This window comes from Sphingomonas sp., assembly GCF_032114135.1.
Lineage (GTDB): Bacteria > Pseudomonadota > Alphaproteobacteria > Sphingomonadales > Sphingomonadaceae > Sphingomonas.
This window is the reverse complement of sequence record NZ_DAMCTA010000001.1, coordinates 1,729,506-1,754,291: the sequence shown is the minus strand read 5'-3', so window position 1 is coordinate 1,754,291 and position 24,786 is coordinate 1,729,506. Positions and strand designations below refer to the sequence as shown.

General features: G+C 67.4%; 23 protein-coding genes. 12 read left to right on the top strand and 11 right to left on the bottom strand.

What is annotated here, in order from left to right; translation table 11 throughout:
* Nucleotides 1–6: 6 nt before the first annotated feature.
* Nucleotides 7–264 carry a hypothetical protein gene (locus RT655_RS08350; RefSeq protein WP_313536055.1) on the bottom strand — a complete coding sequence of 86 codons (258 nt, stop codon included), beginning with the start codon at nt 262–264 and terminating at the stop codon, nt 7–9.
* A 12-nt stretch (nt 265–276) separates the two neighbouring features.
* Nucleotides 277–1,323 (bottom strand): glycerophosphodiester phosphodiesterase, encoded by a 1,047-nt coding sequence (locus RT655_RS08345; RefSeq protein ID WP_409530265.1) that lies wholly within the window; start codon nt 1,321–1,323, stop codon nt 277–279.
* A gap of 78 nt (nt 1,324–1,401) precedes the next feature.
* Between RT655_RS08345 and RT655_RS08340 the strand changes: the two genes are divergently transcribed.
* Both RT655_RS08340 and RT655_RS08335 read left to right on the top strand, forming a co-directional pair.
* Nucleotides 1,402–2,313 (top strand): XdhC family protein, encoded by a 912-nt coding sequence (locus RT655_RS08340; RefSeq protein ID WP_313536054.1) that lies wholly within the window; start codon nt 1,402–1,404, stop codon nt 2,311–2,313.
* The gene (locus RT655_RS08335; RefSeq protein WP_313536053.1) at nt 2,300–2,914 is read left to right on the top strand and encodes a nucleotidyltransferase family protein; all 615 of its coding nucleotides are present in this window, start codon (nt 2,300–2,302) and stop codon (nt 2,912–2,914) included. The genes RT655_RS08340 and RT655_RS08335 overlap by 14 nt, the downstream gene beginning before the upstream one ends.
* Here the strand turns inward: RT655_RS08335 and RT655_RS08330 are convergent.
* Genes RT655_RS08330 through RT655_RS08315 form a run of 4 tightly spaced genes read right to left on the bottom strand, consistent with a single transcriptional unit; the run spans nt 2,883 to nt 7,589 of the window.
* Nucleotides 2,883–4,082 (bottom strand): ABC transporter permease, encoded by a 1,200-nt coding sequence (locus tag RT655_RS08330; RefSeq protein WP_313536052.1) that lies wholly within the window; start codon nt 4,080–4,082, stop codon nt 2,883–2,885. The genes RT655_RS08335 and RT655_RS08330 overlap by 32 nt on opposite strands.
* Before the next feature lie 4 nt (nt 4,083–4,086).
* Entirely contained in the window at nt 4,087–4,791 is a 705-nt protein-coding gene (locus tag RT655_RS08325; protein WP_313536051.1) for an ABC transporter ATP-binding protein, read from the bottom strand.
* Between the two features lies 1 nt (nt 4,792).
* Nucleotides 4,793–6,118, bottom strand: a complete 1,326-nt coding sequence (locus RT655_RS08320) for an efflux RND transporter periplasmic adaptor subunit (protein WP_313536049.1) — start codon at nt 6,116–6,118, stop codon at nt 4,793–4,795.
* Complete coding sequence (locus RT655_RS08315) at nt 6,108–7,589, bottom strand: efflux transporter outer membrane subunit (protein ID WP_313536048.1); 1,482 nt, start codon at nt 7,587–7,589, stop codon at nt 6,108–6,110. The genes RT655_RS08320 and RT655_RS08315 overlap by 11 nt, the downstream gene beginning before the upstream one ends.
* A gap of 135 nt (nt 7,590–7,724) precedes the next feature.
* On the opposite strand from RT655_RS08315, the gene acs reads away from it, so the two are divergent.
* The 3 genes from acs to RT655_RS08300 all read left to right on the top strand — a co-directional run bounded on the left by acs (nt 7,725) and on the right by RT655_RS08300 (nt 12,156).
* Complete coding sequence (acs, locus tag RT655_RS08310; RefSeq protein WP_313536047.1) at nt 7,725–9,662, top strand: acetate--CoA ligase; 1,938 nt, start codon at nt 7,725–7,727, stop codon at nt 9,660–9,662.
* Nucleotides 9,663–9,799: 137 nt separating this feature from the next.
* On the top strand, nt 9,800–11,830 hold the full coding sequence (locus RT655_RS08305; protein WP_313536046.1) for a M13 family metallopeptidase: 2,031 nt from the start codon (nt 9,800–9,802) through the stop codon (nt 11,828–11,830).
* 188 nt (nt 11,831–12,018) lie between these two features.
* The gene (locus RT655_RS08300; RefSeq protein ID WP_313536045.1) at nt 12,019–12,156 is read left to right on the top strand and encodes a hypothetical protein; all 138 of its coding nucleotides are present in this window, start codon (nt 12,019–12,021) and stop codon (nt 12,154–12,156) included.
* Nucleotides 12,157–12,254: 98 nt separating this feature from the next.
* Here the strand turns inward: RT655_RS08300 and RT655_RS08295 are convergent, their stop codons facing one another.
* On the bottom strand, nt 12,255–14,048 hold the full coding sequence (locus tag RT655_RS08295) for a peptide MFS transporter (protein WP_313536044.1): 1,794 nt from the start codon (nt 14,046–14,048) through the stop codon (nt 12,255–12,257).
* 127 nt (nt 14,049–14,175) lie between these two features.
* On the opposite strand from RT655_RS08295, the gene RT655_RS08290 reads away from it, so the two are divergent.
* The 4 genes from RT655_RS08290 to RT655_RS08275 are packed head-to-tail and all read left to right on the top strand — an operon-like array spanning nt 14,176 to nt 16,222.
* Nucleotides 14,176–14,757: a nitroreductase gene (locus tag RT655_RS08290; protein ID WP_313536043.1), complete on the top strand. Its 582-nt coding sequence runs from the start codon at nt 14,176–14,178 to the stop codon at nt 14,755–14,757.
* A 37-nt stretch (nt 14,758–14,794) separates the two neighbouring features.
* Entirely contained in the window at nt 14,795–15,157 is a 363-nt protein-coding gene (locus RT655_RS08285; protein WP_313536042.1) for a GntR family transcriptional regulator, read from the top strand.
* 4 nt (nt 15,158–15,161) lie between these two features.
* The gene (gene lepB / locus RT655_RS08280; RefSeq protein WP_313536041.1) at nt 15,162–16,001 is read left to right on the top strand and encodes a signal peptidase I; all 840 of its coding nucleotides are present in this window, start codon (nt 15,162–15,164) and stop codon (nt 15,999–16,001) included.
* A complete protein-coding gene (locus RT655_RS08275) occupies nt 16,001–16,222 on the top strand; it encodes a hypothetical protein (RefSeq protein WP_313536040.1) in 222 nt (73 codons plus the stop codon). Before lepB ends, RT655_RS08275 begins: the two co-directional genes overlap by 1 nt.
* A gap of 12 nt (nt 16,223–16,234) precedes the next feature.
* On the opposite strand, the gene RT655_RS08270 is transcribed toward RT655_RS08275, so the two are convergent.
* Nucleotides 16,235–17,899: a hypothetical protein gene (locus RT655_RS08270; RefSeq protein WP_313536038.1), complete on the bottom strand. Its 1,665-nt coding sequence runs from the start codon at nt 17,897–17,899 to the stop codon at nt 16,235–16,237.
* 219 nt (nt 17,900–18,118) lie between these two features.
* On the opposite strand from RT655_RS08270, the gene RT655_RS08265 reads away from it, so the two are divergent.
* Nucleotides 18,119–19,342: a threonine synthase gene (locus tag RT655_RS08265; RefSeq protein ID WP_313536037.1), complete on the top strand. Its 1,224-nt coding sequence runs from the start codon at nt 18,119–18,121 to the stop codon at nt 19,340–19,342.
* Between the two features lie 12 nt (nt 19,343–19,354).
* Here the strand turns inward: RT655_RS08265 and RT655_RS08260 are convergent, their stop codons facing one another.
* Complete coding sequence (locus RT655_RS08260) at nt 19,355–20,098, bottom strand: hypothetical protein (protein WP_313536035.1); 744 nt, start codon at nt 20,096–20,098, stop codon at nt 19,355–19,357.
* A 46-nt stretch (nt 20,099–20,144) separates the two neighbouring features.
* Between RT655_RS08260 and RT655_RS08255 the strand changes: the two genes are divergently transcribed.
* A complete protein-coding gene (locus RT655_RS08255; RefSeq protein WP_313536033.1) occupies nt 20,145–20,978 on the top strand; it encodes a hypothetical protein in 834 nt (277 codons plus the stop codon).
* Nucleotides 20,979–21,024: 46 nt separating this feature from the next.
* Here RT655_RS08255 and RT655_RS08250 read toward each other — a convergent pair whose 3' ends face one another.
* On the bottom strand, nt 21,025–22,719 hold the full coding sequence (locus RT655_RS08250; protein ID WP_313536031.1) for an acyl-CoA dehydrogenase: 1,695 nt from the start codon (nt 22,717–22,719) through the stop codon (nt 21,025–21,027).
* A 48-nt stretch (nt 22,720–22,767) separates the two neighbouring features.
* Here RT655_RS08250 and RT655_RS08245 point away from each other — a divergent pair, with 48 nt between their 5' ends.
* Nucleotides 22,768–23,700, top strand: coding sequence for an L-threonylcarbamoyladenylate synthase (locus RT655_RS08245; protein ID WP_313536029.1), 933 nt, complete (start codon nt 22,768–22,770; stop codon nt 23,698–23,700).
* A 500-nt stretch (nt 23,701–24,200) separates the two neighbouring features.
* On the opposite strand, the gene msrA is transcribed toward RT655_RS08245, so the two are convergent.
* Nucleotides 24,201–24,746, bottom strand: coding sequence for a peptide-methionine (S)-S-oxide reductase MsrA (gene msrA, locus RT655_RS08240; RefSeq protein WP_313536027.1), 546 nt, complete (start codon nt 24,744–24,746; stop codon nt 24,201–24,203).
* Between the last annotated feature and the right edge of the window lie 40 nt (nt 24,747–24,786).

The window sequence follows — 24,786 nt, the reverse complement described above, 5'->3', positions numbered from 1 at the left end:
CCGCGCTCAGCGCGAGTAGCTCTGGCAACGCTCCGGGTGCTTGCGGCATTCCTTGTCGCGCTTGCGCTGTTCACGGCCTTCGCGTTCCTCTTTGGCGCGCATCTTGCGGCCATAGTTGCGATCGGCTTCATCCTGGCTGGTGGTCGCCCAGTCGACCGCCTGGCCGCCGGCGCGGACCGGTAGGGTCACGACGTTCGCGGCGGTTTTCACCAGGCACCCCCCGGTCAGCAGCGGCAGGATCAGCAGGACGGGGAGGGTGCGCATGACGGGTAAGCCTTACTTGCCGTTGGTTTTCAGGAATCTATCCCGAGCCGCCACGCCGATGGAAGGGAAATCGGTGAAGAAACCGTCGATCCCCGCCTTCAGGAACGCGGCCATCTCCTCGGCCAGCCGCCCATGCGTCGCCGGATCGGCACCGTCACGATAGGCGGGCATCAGGAAGACATTCTCAGCGCGAAAGGTCCACGGGTGGAGCTTCAGCCCCGCCGCATGGGCATCGGCGACCAGCGTGGAGGGCGTGCCGTCGGTTGCGATGATCTGGGTCAGCTCCGGACCGATGCCGGTGGCGTAGGCAGCCAAGGCCTTCAGCCCCGCAGGTGTCGCCATGTCCTGGTAGCTGGCAACAGCGTGATCGGCCGGGCCTTCGCTGCCGGCCATCAACTGGATCAGCGGCACCTTGGTCATGGTGTGGAGCTGCTTGAGGTTGTTCACTTCGAACGACTGGATGAACACCGGCGCATCGGCGCGGTCCCAGCCGGCAGCCTTGAGCTTGGCGACCAGGCGCGCCTCCAGCGGCAGGCCGATCGAGGCGAAGTAGGTCGGGTGCTTGGTCTCGGGATAGATGCCGATCACCCGGTGCAGCCGCGCCGATTCCTTCTTGGCGAGCGCGATGATCTCGTCGAGCGTCGGGATCGTCGCCTGGCCGTCATAGGCGGTGTTGCCCGGACGGAGCTTGGGCAGCCGCTCCTTGGCGCGCAGCGTCTTGAGCTCCGCCAGCGTAAAGTCCTCGGTGAACCAGCCGGTAAGCGTGTGACCGTCGATCGTCTTGGTGGTTTTGCGGTTCGCAAACTCGGGATGCGCCGCGACATCCGTCGTGTCGGTGATGGCGTTCTCGTGCCGCGCGACCAGCTCGCCGTCCTTGGTCGGGACGAGATCGGGCTCGATGAAATCTGCGCCGAGATCGATCGCGCGCTGGTAGGAGAGCAGCGTATGCTCGGGTCGCTCGCCGCTCGCGCCACGATGCGCGATCACGACGATGCGGGGCATGGGCTTCTGCATGGGGTGACCTTGTCCGAAAGCGACGCTCGGCGCCAGCAGCGCCATTGCCAGTAACACCAGTCTCGTCACGAAACTCTCCTTCGGCTAGGCGGGTAGAAAGTGGATGTGACGGGAGCGCGACAAGTGGCGGACAACGACAGCGTGCTGGCAGCGGCCGAGGCCTGGCGCGGGGCGAAGATGGCGCTGGCGACGGTGGTGACCACCTGGGGCTCGGCTCCGCGTCCGCGCGGCAGCCATTTGCTGGTGCACGAGGATGGCCGGTTCGAAGGTTCGGTGTCGGGCGGCTGCGTCGAAACCGACATCCTGCAGACCGCCGCCGAGGTGATCGCCGGCGCGTCCGCGGCGGTGAAGGACTATGGCGTCGCCGATGCGGCGGCCTGGGAAGTCGGGCTGCCCTGCGGCGGGCAGATCGCGGTGCTGGTGCAGCCGGTGGCGGCGAACGGCTTTCCCCCCGAGCTGTTCGACGCCATTCGTGAAGCCCGTGCCGAGGGCCGCCCGCTGGAGGTGGGAACGGATCTCGCCACCGGGCAGAGCGCGATTCGCGCGGAGGGCTTCGTCAATCGCTATGATCCGCCGCGGCGGCTGCTGATCGTCGGCGCGGTGCAGATCGCGCAGGCGCTTGCCGGCCTCGCCCGCGAACTGGGCATCGCGACGACGGTGATCGATCCGCGCGGGCGCTTCCTGACCGAGGAGCGCTTCCCCGGCGTGGCGCTGGACGATCGCTGGCCGGACGAGGCGGTGACCGCGCTCAAGCCCGATCTCGCCACCGCGGTGGTGACGCTGAGCCACGATCCCAAGATCGACGACGCCGCGCTGATCGCGGCGCTGGCGCACCCCAGCGGCTATGTCGCGGCACTCGGTTCCCGGCGCAGTCATGCGGCGCGGCTGGAACGACTTGGCGCGGCGGGCGTCTCAGCGCAGGATCGCGCGCGGATCGAAGGACCGGCGGGGCTTTCGATCGGGGCGATCGGTCCGTCCGAGATCGCCCTTTCCATCGCCGCCGCCATGGTGAAGACCTTCCATGCTGACTCCTGAAAAGACCGCGCTCGTCCTGCTCGCCGCCGGCAAGTCCGAACGGTTCACTGATGGCGACAAGCTGACCGAGGAATATCTCGGCCACCCGCTCGCCTACCACGTCGTGACCGCGCTGGAGAACATCCCGTTCCTCGCCCGGATTGCGGTGGTGTCGGACACGACGCTCGATTTCGCCGCGCGCGGCTTCCAGGTGGTGGAGAATCCTGATCCCTCGCTCGGCCAGGCGCGCTCGGTGCGCTACGGCGTGCAGGCGGCGGAGGAGGCAGGCGCCGAGGCGGTGCTGATCGCGCTGGCGGACATGCCGCGCGTCACCGTCGCGCATTGCTACCGGCTGTTCGAAGCGTCGGACAATGGCGCGACGTTGGTCGCCTCCAGCGACGGCGTCCAGCCGATGCCCCCGGCGCTGATCGGCAAGGATCATTTTGCCGAGCTGTGCAGCCTGGAAGGCGATGCAGGCGCGCGGACCCTGATCCTGCGCGGCCACCATGTCATCACCCGGCCCGAGGAACTGGTCGACATCGACACCCGCGAGGACCTGGAGGACCTGCGCGGGCGCGAGGCTGCAGCGGCTATTCGTGCCGCAAGGCGTCGATCGGATTGAGCGCGGCGGCGCGCCGCGCCGGGAAGAAGCCGAAGACGATGCCGATCAGCGCCGAGATCGCGAAGCTGATCAGGTTGATCGACAGGTCGAAGGTGAAGGGCAGGTCGGCCAGCTTGGCCAGCCCCCAGGAGGCGAAGAAGGCGAGGCCGACGCCGATCAGCCCGCCCAGGCACGACAGCGCCACCGCCTCGACCAGGAATTGCAGCAGCACTTCCTTGCCCAGCGCGCCGATCGCGAGGCGGATGCCGATCTCGCGGGTGCGCTCGGTGACCGACACCAGCATGATGTTCATGATCCCGATGCCGCCGACCAGCAGGCTTACCGCGGCGATCGCGGCGACGAACAGCGTCATCTGCTGCATCTGGTTGCTCACCGTCGAGGCGAATTCGGCGCTGTCGAAAATGTCGAAATTGTCCGGCTGCTCCGGAGTGAGATGGCGGCGCTCGCGCAGCAGCCCGACGATCGACTTTTTCACCCCTGCGGTGTCATAGCCCGGCGCCACCGCGATCTGGATAGCGAGCACATTCTGGTTGCCGACGAAGCGCCGCTGCACCGTCTTCAGTGGCAGCACCACGGTGGAATTGGGATCGGTGAACCCGGCATTGTCGCGCTTCTTGAGCACGCCCACCACTTCGCAGCTGACCGTGCCGAGCCGGAAACGTTCGCCGACGGGATCGTCGTTGGCGAACAGATTGGCGCGGATCGTATCCCCGATCACGCAGACCGACTTGCCCGCGCTCTGCTCGGCGTCGGTGAAGCGCCGGCCCGCCGCGAATTCCAAATTCTGCGCGGCGAAATAGTCGTTGCTGGTGCCGGTGACGGACGCGTTCCAGTTTTGCGCGTTGCGTACGGCGAGCGCCGAGGCGGAGGCCTGCGGCGCGACTGCGCTGACGCCGCTCACTTGCTGGCGGATCGCCTGGATGTCGCCATTCTCGAACTGGGGCGGCGCATTGCCACCGCCGCGCCGGCCGCCGCTAGGGAACACCGTCAAAGTATTGTTGCCGAGCGAGCTGATCGAAGCCTGCACCGAGGCGGAAACGCCGTTGCCCAGCGTCACCATCGTGATCACCGCGGCCACGCCGATGATGATGCCGAGCGTCGTCAGGAAAGAGCGCAGCAGGTGGCGGCGGATTTCGCGCAGCGAGAGGAGGAGGGTGGTGAACAGCATCGCCTCAGGCCCCCATGGCCGCGGGGACTTCGGTACGCTCGACCAGCCCGTCCTTGAAGTGCACGATCGTCCGCGCGAAGCTCGCCATCTCGGGCTCGTGGGTCACCATCAGCACGGTGATGCCGAGCTCGACGTTGAGCCGCTGGAGCAGCTTCATGATCTCCACCGAACGCTCGCTGTCGAGGTTGCCGGTCGGTTCGTCGGCGAGCAGCACGTCGGGTTGCGTCACGATCGCGCGGGCGATGGCGACGCGCTGCTGCTGGCCGCCGGAGAGCTCCGAGGGCGTGTGGTCTGCCCAGCGATCGAGCCCGACCTGCTCCAGCGCCGCCATCGCCGCCTCGCGCCGCGCCTTGCGATGCTCGCCGCGATAGAGCAGCGGCAGCTCGACATTCTCCAGCGCGGTGGTGCGCGCGAGCAGGTTGAAGCCCTGGAAGACGAAGCCAAGATAGCGACGGCGCAGAAAGGCGCGATGGTCGCGGTCGAGCTGCTCGACATGGACACCCCGGAACCGATAGCTGCCGCCGGTCGGCACATCGAGACAGCCGAGGATGTTCATCGTCGTCGATTTGCCCGAGCCTGATGCCCCCATCACCGCCAGGAACGCGCCGGCTTCGATCACGAGATCGACGCCCTTGAGCGCCTGGAACGCGGTCGGGCCGTCGCCGAACGTCTTGGTGATGCCCTGGAGCTGGATCAGCGGCTCGGCCATGTCAGTTCTGGTCGTCCTGGGCGGGCTTGGCGGTGCCGTTGGCTTGGACACCGACGATCACCTTCATGCCGGGCTTGAGCTGGGCGCTGGTCACCGCAGTGCGGCTGCCGTCGCTGGGGCCGGTGACGACCTCCACCTTTTGCGGCTTGCTGTCGCTGCCGACGATATAGACGGTCTGCTTGCTGCCGCGGCCGATCGCCTTTTGCTGCTCCTCGCGGCGCGGGCCGAACTGGATTGCGCCCCCGGCTTTGGCGCCGGGCTGGTCGGGGGTGAAGCGCAGCGCGCCGTTGGGGATGAGCAGCGCGTTATCGAGCTTCTCAACCCCGATCGTCGCGGTCACGGTCATGCCGGGGCGCAGCGTCAGGTCGGGATTGGCAACCGACAAGATCGCCGCATAGGACACGACCTGATTGGCGGTAGTGGTGCTGCTGGTCGTGGCGCTGGTCGTCGCGGTGGAGGCGGTGAGATTCGAGCCGAGGTCGACGCGGGTGATCTGCGCCGGGAAGGTTCGGCCGGGGAAGGCGTCGACGGTGAAGCTTGCCGGCAGGCCGACCTTGACCGAGCCGACATCGGCTTCGTCGATCGCGACTTCCAGCTTCATATGGGTGAGGTCCTGCGCGATCACGAACATGTTCGGCGTGCTGAACTGCGCGGCGACGGTCTGGCCGGCATCGACCTGCCGCGCGAGCACCACGCCGTTCACCGGCGAGCGGATGATCGACTTGAACCGCTGCGTCTGATTCGACGACAGCGACGCCTGCGCGGAGACGACGTTGGCCTGGGCGGAACGCAGATTGGCGCGGGCGCGGGCGACGGCGGCGCGAGCGGTGTCGAGCTCGGTCTTGGCGGGCACCTTGCCGCCCGACAGCCGGCTGACCTCCTCCATGCGGCGGAGCTGCGCGGTCGCTTCGTCGAGCGTCGCCTGGGTCTGCGCCACCGCCGCCTGGTTGGCTGAAAGCGTCGCGCGGCTCTGGGTGATCGTGTCGTCGAGCCGCGAGGGATCAATGATCGCGATCGGCTGGCCCTCGGTCACCCGGTCGTTGACGTCGACGAGCACCTTGAGGACGAGGCCCGAGATTTCCGAGCCCACCGTCACCTGGCGGATCGGCGCGAGCCGGCCGGTGGCGGACACGGTCACCGACAGGGCACCCTTCTCGGCCGGCACGGTGATGTAGTTGGGCGGCGGCTTGGGCGCAAAGCAGCGCGAGACGAGCAGCCCCAGCACCACCACGACCAGCGCGATGATGATCCAGCGCAGGTTGCGCCGCCACCAGGGGCGCCGCTTGGTGCCCAGAAAGGTGTCGAGGTCCTGCGGTTCACTGGCCATCGGTGGCGCTGCCTGTTCTTGAAGGGAGGGGCGGGATCGGCGCGGCTTCCTCCCAGCCGCCGCCGAGCGCGACATAGAGCTGGATCAGCGCGGTCGCCTGTTCGAATTCGGCCTGCGACAGGCCGTTCTTGGCCGAAAGCAGCGCGCTTTCGGACTGGTTGAGCGTGGTGAAGTCGGTCAGTCCCGAGCGATACTGGAAGCGGGCGAGCAGCGCCTGGTTGGTCGCGGCCTCCAGCGCGGTGCGGAACGCCGCCTCGCGCTCGCGCGCGGCCTCGAGGGCGACGATCGCATTCTCGATCTCCTCCATCGCCTGCAGCACGCTGGCCTTGTAGCTGTAGAAGGCGCCGTCCGCCCCGGCGCGGGCCGAGCGGAGCTGGCTGCGCAGCCGGCCGGCATCGAAGATCGTCTGCGCGACATTGGCAAAGGCGCGGCCGGTGATGATGTCGAGCAGCGACCGCACCGAGCCGCTGCCCGCGCTGATGCTGCCGCCGAGCGATAGGCTGGGGTAGAGCTGGGCGCGCGAGACGCCGATTTGCGCGGTGGCGGAAGCCAGGTTGCGCTGGGCCGCGCGCACGTCGGGCCGCTGGCGCAGGGCATCGGCGGGGAAGCCCGCGGCGACGCTGGCGGGGCCGCGGGGAATCGGCTTGGGCGCAGCCATCGCCTCGCGCAGCGCACCGGGTGTCTGGCCGGTCAGCACGCCGAGCCGGGCGACGTTGGCGGCATAGCTGCTTTCGAGCTGCGGAATGGTCGCGGCGGTCTGCGATCGCTGGGCACGCGCCTGCTCGGCATCGAGCGAGGAGACGAGGCCCGCCTGCACCCGCCACTGCGCGATGCTGAGATTTTCGTCCTGGATGGCGAGGCTCTCGCGGGCATTGGCGAGCTGCGCCTGCGAAAGCCGCGCCTGTACATAGTTGCGCGCGGTTTCGGATTCGACCGAGAGCAATACCGCGGCACGGTTGAACCCGGCCGCCTCGACGTTTGCCCGGGCGCTGCGGACGCCGCTGCGCACCTCGCCGAACAGATCCACCTGATAGCTCGCGTCCAAGCCCAACGAGAGGTTGCTGCTACCGCCCTGCGAGAAGGAGGCGATGGTGCCGTCGGGCAGCTGCGTCGCGACGCTGCCGCCGCGCAGCGGCTCGTTGCGCGAATAGCCGGCGGAGCCGCTCACCGTCGGCAGCAACGCCGAGCGCGACTGGATCAGCGACTCACGCGCCTGACGCAGCCGGATCACCGCCTGGGCGATGTCGAGATTGGCCGTCTGCGCCTGGCCGATCAGCTGGCCGAGCATCGGATCGTCGAACCGATCCCACCAACGCACCAGATCCTCGCGCGCCCGCTGCTCGGGGCTGACCGAGAAGCGATCGGGCAGATCGATCGGGGCGGCGACCTGTTGCGGATGGGCGGAACCGGTGGAGCAGGCTGCAAGCGGCAGTGCCGCACAGAGCAACAGAGCAATCGCAGGTCGTGCCATAGCGTCTTATATGGCTGATACGGTTTGGCGGTTCCACTGAATTCTGTTTGCACAATGTAACGATGTTGCAACCATGGGTGCCTTGCCTATCCACCCCTTGCGCTCCTAGATGCCCGCCGACCAGGAGGGGTCATGATGAGCCAAGATCTGTATCCGGTGCCGGAAAGCTGGGCGAAGAGCGCCCGCGTCGACGCCGCAGCGTATGAACGTCTCCATGCCCAGTCACTGTCCGATCCCGACGGGTTCTGGCTGGAGCAGGCCCAGCGTCTCGACTGGATCGTGCCGCCGCAGACTGCGGGCGACTGGTCCTTCGACGAAGCCGATTTCCGCATTCGCTGGTTCGCCGACGGCAAGCTCAACGTCGCCGCCAACTGCCTCGATCGCCATCTTGCGACGCGCGGCGACCAGACCGCCATCCTGTGGGAGCCCGATGATCCCAAGGAGGAGGCGCGCCGGATCAGCTACCGCGAGCTCCACGAGCAGGTCTGCCGCTTCGCCAATGTGCTGAAGGCGGAAGGCGTCCGGAAGGGCGACCGCGTCACCGTCTACATGCCGATGATCCCCGAGGCGGCGGTGGCGCTGCTCGCCTGCGCGCGGATCGGCGCGGTGCATTCGGTGGTGTTCGGCGGCTTTTCCCCGGAGGCGCTGGCCGGCCGCATCGTCGATTGCGACAGCCGCATCGTCATCACTGCCGACGAAGGGCGGCGCGGCGGCAAGCGCGTGCCGCTCAAGGCCAATGTCGACGCGGCGCAACGCCATGCCCCGGTGCTCGAGAAAGTCATCGTCGTGCAGGCGACCGGCGGCGACGTGGCGATGCAGCCCGGCCGCGATCTCTGGTATCATGAGGCGGCCGCCAAGGTATCCGCCGACTGCCCGGCGGAGCCGATGGACGCCGAGGATCCGCTGTTCATCCTCTATACCTCGGGATCGACCGGCAAGCCCAAGGGCGTGCTGCATTCGAGCGGCGGCTATCTGCTCTGGGCGGCCTATACGCACGAGGTCGTGTTCGATTACCGTCCCGGCCAGGTCTATTGGTGCGCGGCCGATATCGGCTGGGTCACCGGGCACAGCTATATCGTCTATGGCCCGCTGGCCAATGGCGGCGTCACGCTGATGTTCGAGGGCGTGCCGACCTGGCCCGATGCCGGCCGCATGTGGCAGGTGGTCGACCGGCACCAGGTCGAGATCCTCTACACCGCGCCCACCGCGCTCCGCGCACTGATGAAGGAGGGCGACAGCTACGTCACGTCCACCAGCCGCACGTCGCTCAAGCTGCTCGGGTCGGTCGGTGAGCCGATCAATCCGGAGGCGTGGCGCTGGTATCATGACGTGGTGGGCGAGGGCCGCTGCCCGATCGTCGACACCTGGTGGCAGACCGAGACGGGCGGGCACATGATCACCCCGCTGCCGGGCGCGACCGCGCTCAAGCCCGGCTCGGCCTCGATGCCCTTCTTTGGGATCGAGCCGCAGCTGGTCGACGGCGACGGCGCGCTGCTGGAAGGGGCGACCGAAGGCAATCTCGTCATCGCGCGGAGCTGGCCGGGGCAGATGCGCACCGTCTGGGGCGATCACGAGCGCTTCTTCCAGACCTATTTTACCACCTATCGCGGCAAGTACTTTACCGGCGATGGCTGCCGCCGTGACGGCGACGGCTATTACTGGATCACCGGCCGGGTGGACGATGTGATCAATGTCTCGGGCCACCGCATGGGCACCGCCGAGGTCGAGAGCGCGCTGGTGCTCCATGGCAAGGTTGCCGAAGCAGCGGTCGTCGGCATGCCGCACGACATCAAGGGGCAGGGCATTTATGCCTACGTCACCCTGAACGCAGGCGAGGAAGCCAGCGAGGCGCTGCGCAAGGAACTGCGCGACTGGGTGCGCGGCGAGATCGGCCCGATCGCGACGCCGGACGCGCTTCAGTTCGCGCCCGGCCTGCCCAAGACGCGCTCGGGCAAGATCATGCGCCGCATCCTGCGCAAGATCGCCGAGGGCGATGTGAGCAGCCTCGGCGACACCTCGACGCTGGCGGACCCTGCGGTGGTCGACGATCTGGTCGCCAACCGGGTGGGTTGATCCGATCCCTCCTCCCGCTCGTGCAGGGAGGAGGGTGTCCACGCGGACAGTATCGATTGTTACAAAATGCCATTGCGGGGTCTCGCACCCCCCGTTACACTTGCATAACACACACCGTGGTGGGGAAGCCTAACATCATGAAAATGCGTCGTTCCTTGTTGCTGACCAGCGCCATGGCGCTGCTCGTCGCCGCGCCCGCGCTCGCCCAGAGCGGCACGCCCAAATATGGCAGCTTCGGCGTCGACCTCACCGCCGAGCAAGCGGGCGTGAAGCCGGGCGACGACTTCTGGACCTTCGCCAATGGCGGCTGGGCGGCGCGCACCGAGATCGCCGCCGACCGCACCTCGGCCGGCCCGTTCGTCGATCTGGCGCTTGCCGCCGAGACCAACGTCCGCACCCTGCTCGACGACATGGCAAAAAACCCCGCCGCCTATGGCGCGACCGGCAAGCAGGTCGGCGATTTCTACGCCAGCTGGATGGACGAGGCGGGCATCGAGGCGCGCGGCACCGCGCCGCTCAAGCCCTATCTGGGGCGCATCGCGGCCGTGCAGGACAAGGGCGCGTTGCAGGCGCTGTTCGCCAGCAACGGCTATGCGACGCCGGTGGAGATCGAGATCACGCCCGGCTTCGCCGATCCGACCAAATATACCGCGGCCGTCGGCCAGGGCGGCCTGGGCATGCCGCGCGATTATTATCTGAATCAGGGCGCCAAGTTCGATGCGGCGCGCACCGCCTATCGCGCCTATGTGCAGAAGATCCAGGAACTGGCGGGTATCCCCGACGCCAGCGCCAAGGCCGATGCGATCGTCGCGCTCGAGACCGCGATGGCCAAGGTCCAGTGGTCGCCCGAGCAGAGCCGCGACATCGCCAAGCTCAACGATCCGCAGACGATCGCAGGGCTTACCGCCAAGGCGCCCGAATTCGATTGGGCGTTGATGCTCAAGACCGCCGGTCTGGAAAGCTCGCCCGAAATCCTGATGACCCAGAACACCGCGCTGATCGCGCTGGGCAAGATCTTCGCCGCGACGCCGCTCGCGACGTGGAAGGATTATCTCGCCTATCGCTTCGTCAGCGACCACGCGACGTACCTGCCCAAGGCGTTCGATCAGGCGCGTTTCGATTTCTACTCGAAGACGCTCTCCGGCGTGCCGGTCCAGCGCGAGCGCTGGAAGCGCGGCGTCCAGATGGTCAACGGCGCGCTCGGCGAGGCCGTCGGCAAGGCCTATGTCGCCAAATATTATCCGCCCGAAGCCGAAAAGCAGATGGCCGAGCTGATCGAGAATCTCCGCGACTCCTATCGCGAACGGATCGAGGCTTCGACCTGGATGGACGAGCCGACCCGCAAGGCCGCGCTCGCCAAGCTCGCCGCGTTCGAGCCGCGCATCGGCCATCCGGAGAAATATATCGACTATTCGGCGCTGAAGGTGGAGCGGGGTGACCTGCTCGGCAATGTGATGCGCTCGGGCGAGTTCGAGCATCAGCTGGAACTGTCGCGTTTCCCCAAGCCGGTCGATCGCAGCCTGTGGGCGATGACGCCGCAGACGGTGAACGCCTATTACAACCCGCTGTCGAACCAGATCACCTTCCCGGCGGCAATCCTGCAGCCGCCCTTCTTCGATCCCAATGCCGATCCGGCGGTCAATTATGGCGCGATCGGTGCGGTGATCGGCCATGAGATGGGCCATGGCTTCGACGACCAGGGCAGCATGTTCGGCCCCACCGGCAAGTTCGAGAATTGGTGGACGCCCAAGGCCAAGGAAGACTTCGCTGCGCGTACCAAGGCGCTGGCCGGCCAGTACGACACCTATGAGCCGGTGCCCGGCACCAAGATCAACGGCCGGCTGACGCTGGGCGAGAATATCGGCGATCTCGGCGGCATCGAGGCTGCCTACGGCGCGTACCAGAAGTATCAGGCCAAGCATGGCAAGGCGAAGCTGGTGGGCGGGTTGACCGGCGACCAGCGCTTCTTCCTCGGCTGGGCGCAGGCGTGGCGGGTGAAGGTGCGCGAGGATGCACAGCGTCAGGCGCTGCTCACCGATCCGCATTCGCCGGCAACCGCGCGCGTCAATGGCGTCGTCCGCAACGTCGATGCCTGGTACAAGGCATTCGACATCAAGCCCGGCGACAAGCTGTATCTCGCGCCGGAGCAGCGCGTACACATCTGGTAAGCGCAACCCGTATTTATACGGAAAAGGCCCGGTGGTGACATCGGGCCTTTTTGCATTCTGCGAGGGAAAACGTTCGCACTTGCGGCAACTGCAACCGCGGCGAGGCGGCTTTGCAGTTGCGGACTCACGACAAGACAACCAGATGCGGCGCCCGCGCTGCATTGCAGCAAAGCTGTTTCGAGGTTGCCATGTTTTCGCTGATCGCGCTCTATTTCGCCCATCGCCGCCTGGCTGCAAGCGCCGGCCAGCCGATCGATGCGAACGCCCGCGCACTCGCGGCGGCGAACGAGCAGGAAGCGCTGGCCTTCCTGCCGCTCGCGGCCTGAATTCGAGACTCGTTCGCCCACTCCCCCCTCGGGCGAACGACAGGGGCGCCGCTGTCCCCCCATTTCCGCGGCGCCCCGTCCCTTTCTGGTGACGGCGCTTATTTTACGCCGTGCATCCAGCGCTTGAGCGGCCAGCTGAGCAGCAGCAGGAGCACGCCGAGCCCGATCGCCCATTCCGAGATCAGCGTGAACACGCTGAGATAGGTCTCCAGGCTGACCTTCAGATTGGTCACCTGGCCGCCTACCGTCTCGACGCTGGCGAACTGCGCGATCACGCCCGCCACGTACTGCGCGACCGAGATCGACAGGAACCACACGCCCATCATCATGCCGACGATCCGTGCGATCGACAGCTTGGTGATCATGCTGAGGCCCACCGGCGAGATGCACAGTTCGGCGAAGCTGTGGATGAAGTACAGCCCGGCGATCCACCAGACTGAGACCTTGAAGCTGCTATCGGCCCATTGTGCGCCCCACACTAGGAACAGGAAGCCGCCGCCGACCGCGATGAGCGCGATGCCGAACTTCACCGGGATGCTCGGCTCCAGCCCCCGCTTGGCGAGCCCCGCCCACAGCATCGACATCAGCGGCGCGAGCAGCACGATGAACAGCGCGTTGAAGCTCTGCGTCTGGCCCGCGGTCATCGTGAACCAGCCGAACACGGAGAGATCGGTGTTGCGATCGGCGAACAGCGTGAGCGACGAGCCCGCCTGTTCGAACAGCGTCCAGAACACGACGTTGAACACGATCAGGACCATCGCCGCCATCATCATCTGGAACTCGCGGCGATCGCCGGAGACGAAGGACCAGATGAGGATCGCGGGAACGCCGATCAGGAAGGTGCCGAACAGCAGCTTGCCCATCAGCGACAGCGAGGCGACATAGCCGAGCAGACCCGAACCGGCCGGCGCGGGCTCCGCCGCCATCAGGTTGATGTAGAGCAGATAGAAGAGCGGGATGACGCACAGCGCGCCGACATAGATCAGGATTTGCTGACGGCCGGTGGCGGCCTTGGCGGGCGGTTCGCCGATGCCGTTGAGCTTGCCGCCGTCCAGCTGGATCAGCGCCCAGGAGCAGAGCATCCCAATCGCGGCGAGGCCGAAGCCTGCCCACCAGCCGACCGCCACGGCCAGCCACGGGCACAGCGCCTGCGACAGCATCGAGCCCAGGTTTATGCCCATGTAGAAGATGGTGAACCCGGCGTCGCGGCGTGGATCGCCTTTGGGATAGAGCTCGCCCACCATGGTCGAGATGTTCGGCTTGAAGAAGCCGTTGCCCACCGACACCATCGACAGCGCGATCAGCATCACCATTACGTAGAAGGGGCTGCGATCGGCCTCGGACACGAACCCGCCCTTGGCGATCGTGCGTACCGTCTGGCCGTTCTCGCTGAGCGTGATCGAGCCGTCGTCATTGCCCTTGATCAGCTGCCGATGGCCCTGGTCGATCACGAAACGCTGCTCTCCGGCCGCGCTCTTCTCGACCGCGACCTCGTAGCGCTGGCCGTCGATCTGGGCATAGGGCGTGGCGGTCTGGCCGCCGAAGCACAGCACGAAATAGCCGATCGACATCAGGATTGCACCGAACTTCACGGCGCGTTTCGATCCGAGGAACTGGTCTGCCAGATAACCGCCGACCAGCGGGGTGAGATAGACCAGCGCGGTATAGCCACCGTACAAGCCGGTCGCCTCGCGATCCCCGAACAGGAAGTGCTGGGTGAGGTACAGCGTCAGCAGCGCCCGCATGCCATAGAAGCCGAAACGCTCCCACATCTCGGTCGAGAAGAGGCGCGCCAGCTGGCGGGGGTGCCCGAACCAGGTCTTTTCATCGGCGGGGTTTACGTGGGTGATATCCGGTTCTGCCGGGGAATCGGCAGTGGGTGTGTCGACCATGCAGCTGTCCTTGGAGATGGGTGCCGGGCGCATGGGCCCGGTGCATGGGCGCGCAGACTAGAGCCTGCGTCGCCGCTGTAAAGTCGCGTGGCTTGGCGGAGGCGGGACAGCATCCTAGATGGCGCGCATGACCTTCAACGACCGCACTACCCCGCTCAGCCTTCTCCGGACCCGCCGATCGGGCAAGCCGCGCGACCTTGCCGGCCCAGGGCCGAGCCCCGAACAGCTCGACCAGATGGTGGCGATCGCCGCGCGGACGCCCGATCATGGCAAGCTCGCACCGTGGCGCTTTATCATCGTGCCGGACGAAGCACGTCCGGCGCTCGCACTGAAGCTGGTCGAAATACTCCGCGCCGAAAAGCCCGATGCGACCGCGCGGGACGAGGAGGCCGCGGCGCAGTTCGCAACCCAGGCACCGGCGCTGGTGGTGGTGCTCTCCGCGCCGGTCCAGCCGCACAAGGTCCCGCTCTGGGAGCAGGAGCTGTCCGCAGGCGCCGCCTGCATGAACCTGCTCCACGCGGCGCACGCGATGGGCTTCGCCGGCGGCTGGTTGACCGGCTGGCCGGCCTATTCGGATGCGGTGCGCGACCTGTTCGGGAGCCAAGGCCAGCGCATCGCCGGCTTCGTCTTCCTCGGCACGCCGTCGCGCCCGCTGGAGGAGCGCCCGCGCGGTGAACTGTCCGAGATCGTCCATCGGTGGAATCCCTGAGTATGGACTCGGAAGCCCTGTGCTGTATTATGGCAGCATGACAGCCCTGGAGCACGAAGACAGCCCGGTCTACCTCAAGCTGCGCGCGATCATCGCCGCAGCGATCCTGCGCGGCCAGTATCGCGCGGGGGACCAGCTTCCCTCGGTCCGCGCGCTCGCTGCGGAGCATGGCGCGAACCCGCTCACCGTGGCCAAGGCCTATCAGAGCTTCCAGGACGATGGGTATGTAGAGGTCCGCCGCGGGGTCGGCATGTTCGTGGTGCCCGGCGCGGTCGAGCGGCTGCGGACGGCGGAGCGGGACCGCTTCCTTACCGGCTTCTGGCCGCGGGTGAGGGATCATATCGCCCTGCTCGGCCTCGATGCGCGCGAGCTGCTCGACGGCAGCCAAGAGATCGCCTGACGCCATGGCGGAGCCGAAGCCGAGTTGGAAGCGCACGCTGGCCGGCTGGGGCGCCACCCTCGGCATCTTCTTCCTGTTCCAAAGCGCGGTGGCGCGGCCCTATTACATCCCCTCGGGATCGATGATGCCCGCGCTGCGCACCGGCGATCGGCTCGTCGCGAGCAAATTCCCTTACGGTTTCTCCCAGGCGTCGCTGATGGTCCATGGCAGGGACATCGCGCCCACACGACTGTTCGGCGGCACGCCGGCGCGCGGCGACATCGTCCTCGTCGTGCGGCGCGGCGATGGCGAGGATCTGATCAAGCGTGTGATCGGGCTGCCGGGGGACACGGTGGCAGTGCGCCACGGCATCGTGATCCTCAACGGCAAGGCCGTACCGCGTGTCGCCTTGGGTCGGGCCAGGATCCCGGTGGATGCGGCGGTGCCGTGCGACGAGGGGCCGCTCGCAGCGTTTCGCACGCAAGGCGCGGACGGCAAGCGCTATTGCGCGCCACCGCTGTATCGCGAAACGCTGCCGGGGGGGGGCAGCTACGATGTGATCGATCTGGGCGATACGGTGCTGCCCGGCGGCTATGTCAGTCCCGGCGACACGTATGGCCCGATCGCTGTGCCGGCCGGGCATGTGTTCCTGATGGGCGACAATCGCGATCAGTCCGCCGACAGCCGCTTTGGCTCGGATGCGTTGGGCCTGGGTGGGCCGGTGCCGCTGGAGACGATTGCGGGCCGCGCCGAGCTGGTGACGCACAGCTTCGACGGCGAAGGATCGTGGTTCAACCCGCTAGCTTATTTCAGCGCCGTCCGCTGGGACCGCAGCTTCACCAGCCTGCGCCCCAAGCGCGACTGATGCATTTGCTCGTCACGCTCGGCGTCATCCTAGCGCTGATCGCGGCGATTCCGCTGCTCGTGCGGCTCGGCCGTCGTCAGGCGAAGGGACGCGTGGGTGGCGCGGCGCTGATGCTGGGCATGGTGTTCGGGCACCTGTTCGATCCCGCCAAGGCAGAGGCCATGGAGACGATCGACAAGCGCCGCAACCAGCGTGAAGAAGCCGGCGACGACGGCGCCTGACCCGGCCGTACCTCAGCCCTGGGCGAGCTGCCTGCGCAGCCGCTCATTCTCTTTCGTCACATCGAGCGTCCACGAGGCAAGGCCAAACCGCTTGACGTCTACCTGACGCCAGAACAGCCCAGGGTCGCGCGCCCAGAGGTGGCGGTTGGCGAGCGCATTGGCGCACTGCGAACCCATGTCGATCACCTCGGCGAGCTCCGGCAGATAGAAGGGCAGCAACGTTTCGCCCTCGCCGAGTTCCTCGCGATGCGCGCGCGCCGCCGCCTGCAGCGTGATCTCCACGCCACGCTCGAACATGCGCCAGGCTCGGCCCTCGTCCTGCTCGGCGAGCGCGATGCGCGCCGCGAAAAAGGCGGCCCCGATCGCCTTGGTGGCGAGAATGGTCGAGAAACGCTGCCAGTCGTCGGTCATCGCTCGTGCGTACCAATGCCCGGCAATGGTGCGCTCGCCGACCAGTTCTGCCAGTCGACCGGCCAGATAGGCCAGCGACACACGCCAGCGGACGACGTGCGGTGTATCGCCACCCTGCTGCCAATAGTCGTTGAACGCGCCCAGCAGTACCGGCACGACATCGGCCGCGCGCGCTTCCAACACGCGGTAGCCGAGCACCGAGAGTGCCGCACCCTGATCGGCCGAGCCAGGGCGGGCGTTCGAGGCGACATGTTCGGCGAGATTGACCAGCAGGTCTTCATCGGCCAGCCGCTCGCCCATCTGCACCATGGTGCGATAGAGCCAGGGATTGTCATAGCCCTCCGCAAAGGCAGCGAGTGGTGCCGTCGATGCGCCGAAGGCGGGGTGGACGAAGCTTGCGCACGATTCTTCCCCGCCCAGCGGGCTGTTTGCCGCGACGGCGATCCGCCAGGTAAGGCCGGTAACCTCCCCCTGCGGGACGGCCTGCGGTAGGATGATCCCGGGCGCCTGCACGAACTGGCCCTCGACGAGATAGTTGCGGCCGAGCTGCTGATGCAGGCTGGCCCAGTCGGCGGGGCGCTGCGGATTGCCCTCGGACCAGCCCGTGATCAGCCGTCCGTCGAGCCGGAGCAGCTGGGCGTAGCGCTCGACATTTTCCACCCAGGCGCCGGGGGCATCCAGCGCTACGATGGCGTCGAAGCTGCGCGGTGCATGCAATGCCCCGGGCGCGTCCACCTCCACGGCACGGGCGCGGGCGCGGGCCTCGAGCAGGGCCCGTCCATCGGCTGCGCCTGGGCCGCACAACAGCACGCGGTCACCCGGCCGAACCTGGTCGACCGCGAGGTTCCAGCGGCCGAGGGCCGCCAGGGCGTCCGGGGTGTTCGTGTTCAGCAGGCCGCTATACCCGTTCGGCGTGCGTTCGTAGAAGCTTGGCAGGGGGGGCTGCCCGCTGGCGACGTGCAACAGCATCGACAGGTTCACCGCGCCGGGCAGACGCCGCCAGCCTGCCCCGAACAACGCATCGTCAAGCACCGTGGCCTGCACCTGCCGGGGCAACACCACCAGCGTGTGCGCGGACCGATGGCGAGCGAGCAGGGCGGCCGACAGGGCATTTGATTCCGTGACTACGACATCGGGCGACGCGGGCTTGGTATCACAGCCGAGCAACGCCAGTTCGGCGGCAAGTACGGTCGGGCCGCGAGTCTCCACCGCGATCCGGCAGGGCCCGAGATGCTGCAAGATGGCCCCTGCGATTTCGATGGTCAACGCTTTAACTCCCTCATTCTCGGCCATTTACCGGCGCGGGCATTGCCCCCGGTTTACTATAACCATACTATAGACGGCTGCCGCGGTCCGCGGCCTGGATGTGCAAAAAGCCTTGCTTTCGGGCGGGTACCGGTTGCGCGCGCGACACCATTGTCGTCCCTCGCCGGATCGTCGCAACGGGCATCGACAGGGGCGGCGGCGGTTCCTAAGCTGCCGACCATGCAGGACAATTTCACGGCCGAGCGGCCCACATTCGTCGCCCATCTCGAATGCTCGATGACGGGCGAGACCTATGCCGCGGACAAGTTGCATGGGCTGTCGCGAGTCGGGCGGCCGCTGCTCGTGCGCTACGATCTGGCGGGTATCGGCGCGGCGCTGACCCGCGACGCGCTGGAAGCGCGGGCGACCGATCTGTGGCGCTGGCGCGAGCTGCTGCCGGTGCGGCGCACGGAGAACATCGTCTCGCTCGGCGAGATCGAGACACCGCTGATCGCCATCCCCAAATCCGGCGGCCCCGGCGCGATCGTCAAGGACGAGGGGCGGCTGCCGACCGGCTCGTTCAAGGCGCGCGGGCTGGTGATGGCGGTCAGCATGGCGCGCGAGCTGGGCGTCACCCGCATCGCGATGCCGACCAACGGCAATGCCGGCGCGGCGCTCGCCGCCTATGCTGCGCGCTGCGGCATCGAGACGGTGATCCTCTGCCCCGAGGAGACGCCGGAGGTGAACGTCCGCGAGATCGCCGCGCAGGGCGCGCGGGTCTACCGGGTCAACGGCCAGATCGACGAATGCGGCGCGATCGTCGGGCGCGGCGCTGCCGAGGGGCGGTGGTTCGACTTCTCGACGCTCAAGGAGCCGTATCGGATCGAGGGCAAGAAGACGATGGGACTGGAACTCGCCGTGCAGTGCGGCTGGGAGCTGCCCGATGCGATCTTCTACCCGACCGGCGGCGGCACCGGGCTGATCGGCATGTGGAAGGCGTTCGACGAGCTGGAGCGGCTCGGCTGGATCGGATCGAAGCGGCCGCGGATGTACGCGGTCCAGGCCTCGGGCTGCGCGCCGATCGTCCGCGCCTTCGAGGCGGGCGAGGAACATGCCGAGCGCTGGGAGAATGCCGCGACGGTGGCCGCCGGCATCCGCGTGCCGCGCGCGGTGGGCGACTTCCTGATCCTGCGCGCGGTGCGTGAGTCGGGCGGCCGCGCGCTCGCGGTGGGCGATCCGGCGATACTCCAGGCGGTGGACGATTGCGCGCGCAAGGACGGGCTGCTGCTCTGCCCCGAAGGCGGCGCGACGCTCGCGGCGTACCGCCAAGCGATGCGGGACGGGCTGGTCGATCCGGAAGAGCGGACCGTGCTGTTCAACTGCGCGACGGGGCTGAAATATCCGATGCCCGAGGCGGGGACGTGGCTGGACAAGGACGCGGCGGGGGATTTGGGCAGCCTGTAGGGCACGCCGCGCTCAACCGGAGAAGAGGAGCGCGACGAGCACGAGAAAGACGGTTCCTTCGAACAGCCCGATCAGGACGTTGCCCGCCGCGCGGACATGCCCGATGCCGAGCACCCGCGCGAACCAGCGCGTCTCCACGATCCAATAATAGCCGATGCTGGCCAGCACCATGCCGTGGCCGATGCTATTGGCGATGCCGTGCCGATCGAGCGACAGGCTGGTACCCACGCCAAGGCCGAGCGCGAAGACCGCGGCAGGATAGCATTGCTCGTAAAAGGGCTGCTGCAGCGAGTCCCGATCGAGCTTCCTCCCGCTGCGGCGTACCAGCCGCGCGGCGAGGAAGAGCGGGAAGGCGGCGAACACGATCACCCGCAGGACCAGCGCGCTGGCATTGTCGTTGACCAGATTGGCGAGCCCGCGATGGTTGAGGATAATCGTGTCGACTTGGCCCAGCGCGGTCGCCACCGCATGCGCGAGCAGCAGCGCGAGCGCGAGGAACAGTGGCGGGCTGAGTACCGCCTTGTAGCGCTGATCGTCGGGCAACGCGACTTCCTGCTGGATCTCCGCCATGATGCCCATCGGACGAAACACCGATCGGGCGAGCGTGAGCGGGAAGAACAGCAGCCAGCTCATTACCTCGTACAGAAGTTCATCGAGCGAATTGAGCCACTTCATGAAGTCCATGCGCGCAGCATGGGCGAAGGGCATCGGCCGCGCAATGGCGGGAGCATCGGTGGACAGACCGCTGCTGCGCACGTAGCATCTTCAAAGCCGATGAAGTTCGGTGAACATGGAGGTTGTCATGGGTGCTATTCCGGCGAAGGCGCTTTTCCTTGCCTTGGTCTTCACGTCGTGCGCGTCGGCCGCCGCGCAGGCGCAGACGACGGGGCTGGAAGATCTGGTGGGCGCGCGCGGCGGCCAGGCGGAGGGCGAGCTGCAGCGCCGCGGCTATGGGTTCATCCGCAACGAGAAAAGCGACGACCGTTCCTACACCTATTGGTGGAGCGACGAGCGCCGCCAGTGCGTGACGATCGCGACGATGGACGGCCGCTATGCCTCGATCCAGCCGACGCTGCCGCCCGATTGCCGCAAGCCGGGCAACCTCCGGCCAAATCCGAACTACGCGCAGCGCCCGGCGACGCGCCCTGGGGCGGACTATCCGGTCGATCCCGGCTATGGCCGGCCCGGATATGACGACGGTCCGATGGTCGACGGCCGCAACGTCGAGCTCGGGCTGGTATGCTTTGGCGACGGCTCGAAGGACGGCGTCGCCAGCGGTACGACCTGGACGTGGAACCGCGACCGCAAACGCTACGAATATGGCACCTACACCGCCTCCAAGACCGAAGTCTTCGACGCCTCGCTGATGATCCAGACCTGGGCCGGCGGCGGGCGTATCCGGTTGCCGCGCGCGCTGGTGCCGCCGATCCATTCGGGCGGGCAGGACGGGTGGTGGGATCTCTACGACCTGTTCGTCAGCCCGGACGCGATCCGCGCGACCTATCGGCTGAACGGCCTCAACAAGCCCAAGGTTACGATCGATCGGCGTTCCGGCCGCGTGACCGTGCAGGGGCTATCCGACTATGGCTTCCGCGGTACCTGCGACACGATCGGGCACCAGCAGCGCAAATTCTGAACATGGCGGACCGCGCCTCGCTGGGAGGCGCGGTCACCGTGCGGGCTTATGCCCCGAAGGCTTCCGCCTCCACCGCATAGAGCACCGCCGCCTTGGCCAGCGCCGCGGCGCGCAGGCCGAGTGCCTCGGGGACGATCTGCTCGACATAGAAGCGCGCCGCCGCCTGCTTCATCTGCAGGAAGCCCGGCTCGCCGTCGCCCGCAGCCGCCAGCCGTCCGCTCTTCTCCATCAGCCAGCCGCACACCGCGACCGAAAGCATCGTCAGGAACGGGTAGCTCGCCGCCAGCCGGTCATCGGCATCGCTGCCCAGCAGGTTGCGGCCGACTTCCTCGCAAGCGTCGATCAGCTGACGGAGGCCCGCATCTTCCGCGTCCCCGCGCATGTCCGCGAGCAGGCCGAGCAACGTCGCGCCATTGTCCATGCTCAGCTTGCGGCCGACGAGGTCGGCGGCCTGGATGCCGTTGGTGCCTTCGTAGATCGGCGTGATGCGCGCATCGCGGAAATGCTGGGCGGCGCCAGTCTCCTCGATATAGCCCATGCCGCCATGGACCTGCACGCCCAGGCTGGCGACTTCGTTGCCGAGATCGGTCGCATGCGCCTTGGCGAGCGGGGTGAGCAGCTCGACGCGCTTGTCCGCCTCGGCATCGCCGGCACGGCCGCGATCGAGCCGGCCGAAGGCGTAATAGACCAGCGCTCGCGCCGCCTGGGTCTGCGCCTTCATCCGCAGCAGCATGCGGCGGACGTCGGGATGCTCGATGATCGCGCTCGGCGCGCCGCCGCGATACCCTTGCACCCGCTCGCGGGCATAGGCGACCGCGCGCTGGGTGGCGCGCTCGGCGACCTGCACGCCCTGCAGGCCGACATTGAGGCGTGCATTGTTCATCATCGTGAACATCGCGCGTATGCCGCCCAACTCGGGGCCGATCAGCTCGCCGATGCAGTCGTCGTTGTCGCCGAAGCTCAGCACGCAGGTGGGCGAGGCGTGCAGGCCCATCTTGTGCTCGATCGAGACGACCTTGATGTCGTTGAAATCGCCCGGCGTGCCGTCGTCCTTAAGCCGGTACTTCGGCACGAGGAACAGCGACAGGCCCTTGGTGCCCGCCGGTGCGCCCGGCGTACGGGCCAGCACCAGATGGACGATATTGTCGGCCATGTCATGATCGCCGAACGAGATGTAGATCTTGGTGCCCTTGATCTTCCATGTGCCGTCGCCCGTCGGCTCGGCCTTGGCCTTCACCGCGCCGACGTCCGAGCCCGCCTGCGGCTCGGTGAGGTTCATCGTGCCAGTCCATTCGCCGGTCGCCAGCCTGGGCAGATATTGCGCCTGCTGCTCGGGCGAGCCGTGATGGTGCAGCGCCTCGACCGCGCCGACCGTCAGCACCGGGCAGAGGCAGAAGCCCATGTTGGCGGTGCCCAGCGTCTCCAGCACGGCGACCGACAGGCTCACCGGCAGCCCCTGGCCGCCATGCTCGGCGGGCGAACCGATCGTGCCCCAGCCGCCGTCGACATAGGCGCGGTACGCGGCGGCGAAGCCTTCGGGCATGGTTACGCCGTTTTCGCTCCAGCGTGCACCCTCGGTATCCCCCAGCCGTTCGAGCGGCGCCCATTCACCCGCGGCGAACTGGCCGGCGCCGTCGAGCACGGCATCGAGCAGGTCGGGCGTGGCGTCGTCGCTGATCTCGGACAGGCGGACGATATGGTCCAGCACGAAACGCTGCTCGGCGGTGGCGGGGGTGAACATCAGGCCTCTCTCTTGTGATCTCGTTGCCAGCACTATAGCGCCAGTCCCGTGACCCCAGCAAATCCGCGCATCTTACCCTACGGCGAGGCCGCGCTCGGCGAAGCGGCGGCGCTGATTCGCGCCGGCGCCTGTGTCGCGGTGCCCACCGAAACCGTCTACGGCCTCGCTGCAGATGCTACCGATTCGGATGCGGTGGCGGGGATCTATGCGGCCAAGGGGCGCCCTTCGTTCAATCCGCTGATCGTGCACGTCGCCGACATGGCGATGGCCGAGACGATCGCGCGGTTCGACCACGAGGCGCGGACGCTGGCGGCGCGCTTCTGGCCGGGCCCGCTGACCATGGTGTTGCCGCTGGCGGGAGGCTCGCCGGTCGCGAGCCTGGTCACAGCCGGGCTGGAGACGGTGGCGCTGCGCGTGCCCGATCACCGCGCGATGCAGGGGCTGATCCGCGCGAGCGGGCGGCCGCTCGCCGCACCCTCGGCCAATGCCAGCGGCGGCATCAGCCCGACCCGCGCCGCCCATGTCGCCGCGAGCCTTGCAGGCCGCATCCCGCTGGTGATCGACGACGGCGCGACCAGCGACGGCATCGAATCCACCATCGTCGAGCCCGCCTTGCGGCGCATCCTGCGGCCGGGGCCGGTCACCGCCGAGCAGCTCCCCGGCTATGACAGCGGCGCGACGCCGGGGGCGATCATCGCGCCGGGGCAGCTCGCCAGCCATTATGCGCCGTCCAAGCCGGTGCGGCTGGGCGCAGAGCGCGCCGAGGACGGCGAATGGCTGATCGGCTTCGGTGCGATCGCCGGCGACGACACGCTTTCGGCCACGGGCGATCTGCGCGAAGCGGCCGCGCAGCTATTCGACGCGCTGCACCGCGCCGACGCTTCCGATCGGACGCGAATCGCCGTGGCGCCCGTACCGCTGCACGGTCTCGGCCTGGCGATTGGCGACCGGCTGGCGCGGGCAGCGCACCCCCGGGGCTAAAGGACGCGAGACCGCCCATTTGTCCGACCAAATGGGCGTATGAATATATATTGCGGCGCAGCGTATACTATCATTCAAAATGCCGTCCGAGCGTGTCAGTGCTCAATATAAGGTTAAACCAGCTCGGACTGACCTGACCGCTACCACCGCCAAACCAATCGTTTGCATTTGTCGGTGCGGCCTCAAACTGACCACTTCTACCAGCAAATCTCATTTCGGGTACGCTGTATACGATCTTGCCTTTACAGATGGTCGGGACTGTCTAGGTTCCAACTGTCGTATAGCTTGCGCAACAAAGATGAGCGACGCGGCTACTGCTGGACGATCGTCTACGCCGCCGTCGCCCCACCTCCGGGCCGCGCGTATGAGGGTCGGGCCAGCGGACGAGAGCGGAACCCGAACGGCGCCGAGCTGCCCCCGCAGCGCTGCGCGCCTTCGTTCCGCGGCCAGCCTTCGCACGCCGGCCGCGGTCTCGAACACCCCCGTGGGAGGGCGCGGCCTTATGCGGCTGCGCCCTTTTTCGCGCGGTTGGCGAAGCTCTTGCGCAGCTTGCGGAGCTTGGGCGGGATCACCGCCAGGCAATAGGGGTTCCGCTGGCCGTCACCCTGCCAATATTCCTGGTGATAGTCCTCGGCCGGCCACCACTGGCCCAGCGGTTCGATCGACGTGACGATCGGTTGCGGCCAATCCGGGCGCGCGCGTTCGATCGCGTCCAGCGCTTCGCGCTCCTGCTCCGCAGAATGCGGAAAGATCGCCGAGCGATATTGGGTACCAATGTCGTTGCCCTGGCGGTTGAGCTGCGTCGGGTCATGGGTGGCGAGGAAAATGTCGAGGATCTCGCCATAGCTCACCACATCGGTGTCGAAGCTGACGCGGATCGCTTCGGCATGGCCGGTGTCGCCGCTGCAGACTTCCTTGTAGGTCGGGTTCGCCTTGGTGCCGCCGATATAGCCGCTTTCGACGCCCTGCACGCCGATCACGTCGTTGAACACGGCTTCCGTGCACCAGAAGCAGCCGCCGGCGAGCGTCGCCGTTTCGATGGTCATGTCTCAGGAACTCCTTGCTTGTCGCCCCAAGATAGGGTGG

Coding starts and splice junctions, on each gene's coding strand:
- RT655_RS08350 (WP_313536055.1), bottom strand. CDS start 264: ATGCGCACCCTCCCCGTCCTGCTGATCCTGCCGCTGCTGACCGGGGGG.
- RT655_RS08345 (WP_409530265.1), bottom strand. CDS start 1,323: ATGGCGCTGCTGGCGCCGAGCGTCGCTTTCGGACAAGGTCACCCCATG.
- RT655_RS08335 (WP_313536053.1), top strand. CDS start 2,300: ATGCTGACTCCTGAAAAGACCGCGCTCGTCCTGCTCGCCGCCGGCAAG.
- RT655_RS08330 (WP_313536052.1), bottom strand. CDS start 4,082: ATGCTGTTCACCACCCTCCTCCTCTCGCTGCGCGAAATCCGCCGCCAC.
- RT655_RS08325 (WP_313536051.1), bottom strand. CDS start 4,791: ATGGCCGAGCCGCTGATCCAGCTCCAGGGCATCACCAAGACGTTCGGC.
- RT655_RS08320 (WP_313536049.1), bottom strand. CDS start 6,118: ATGGCCAGTGAACCGCAGGACCTCGACACCTTTCTGGGCACCAAGCGG.
- RT655_RS08315 (WP_313536048.1), bottom strand. CDS start 7,589: ATGGCACGACCTGCGATTGCTCTGTTGCTCTGTGCGGCACTGCCGCTT.
- acs (WP_313536047.1), top strand. CDS start 7,725: ATGAGCCAAGATCTGTATCCGGTGCCGGAAAGCTGGGCGAAGAGCGCC.
- RT655_RS08305 (WP_313536046.1), top strand. CDS start 9,800: ATGAAAATGCGTCGTTCCTTGTTGCTGACCAGCGCCATGGCGCTGCTC.
- RT655_RS08300 (WP_313536045.1), top strand. CDS start 12,019: ATGTTTTCGCTGATCGCGCTCTATTTCGCCCATCGCCGCCTGGCTGCA.
- RT655_RS08295 (WP_313536044.1), bottom strand. CDS start 14,048: ATGGTCGACACACCCACTGCCGATTCCCCGGCAGAACCGGATATCACC.
- RT655_RS08290 (WP_313536043.1), top strand. CDS start 14,176: ATGACCTTCAACGACCGCACTACCCCGCTCAGCCTTCTCCGGACCCGC.
- RT655_RS08285 (WP_313536042.1), top strand. CDS start 14,795: ATGACAGCCCTGGAGCACGAAGACAGCCCGGTCTACCTCAAGCTGCGC.
- lepB (WP_313536041.1), top strand. CDS start 15,162: ATGGCGGAGCCGAAGCCGAGTTGGAAGCGCACGCTGGCCGGCTGGGGC.
- RT655_RS08275 (WP_313536040.1), top strand. CDS start 16,001: ATGCATTTGCTCGTCACGCTCGGCGTCATCCTAGCGCTGATCGCGGCG.
- RT655_RS08265 (WP_313536037.1), top strand. CDS start 18,119: ATGCAGGACAATTTCACGGCCGAGCGGCCCACATTCGTCGCCCATCTC.
- RT655_RS08255 (WP_313536033.1), top strand. CDS start 20,145: ATGGGTGCTATTCCGGCGAAGGCGCTTTTCCTTGCCTTGGTCTTCACG.
- RT655_RS08250 (WP_313536031.1), bottom strand. CDS start 22,719: ATGTTCACCCCCGCCACCGCCGAGCAGCGTTTCGTGCTGGACCATATC.
- msrA (WP_313536027.1), bottom strand. CDS start 24,746: ATGACCATCGAAACGGCGACGCTCGCCGGCGGCTGCTTCTGGTGCACG.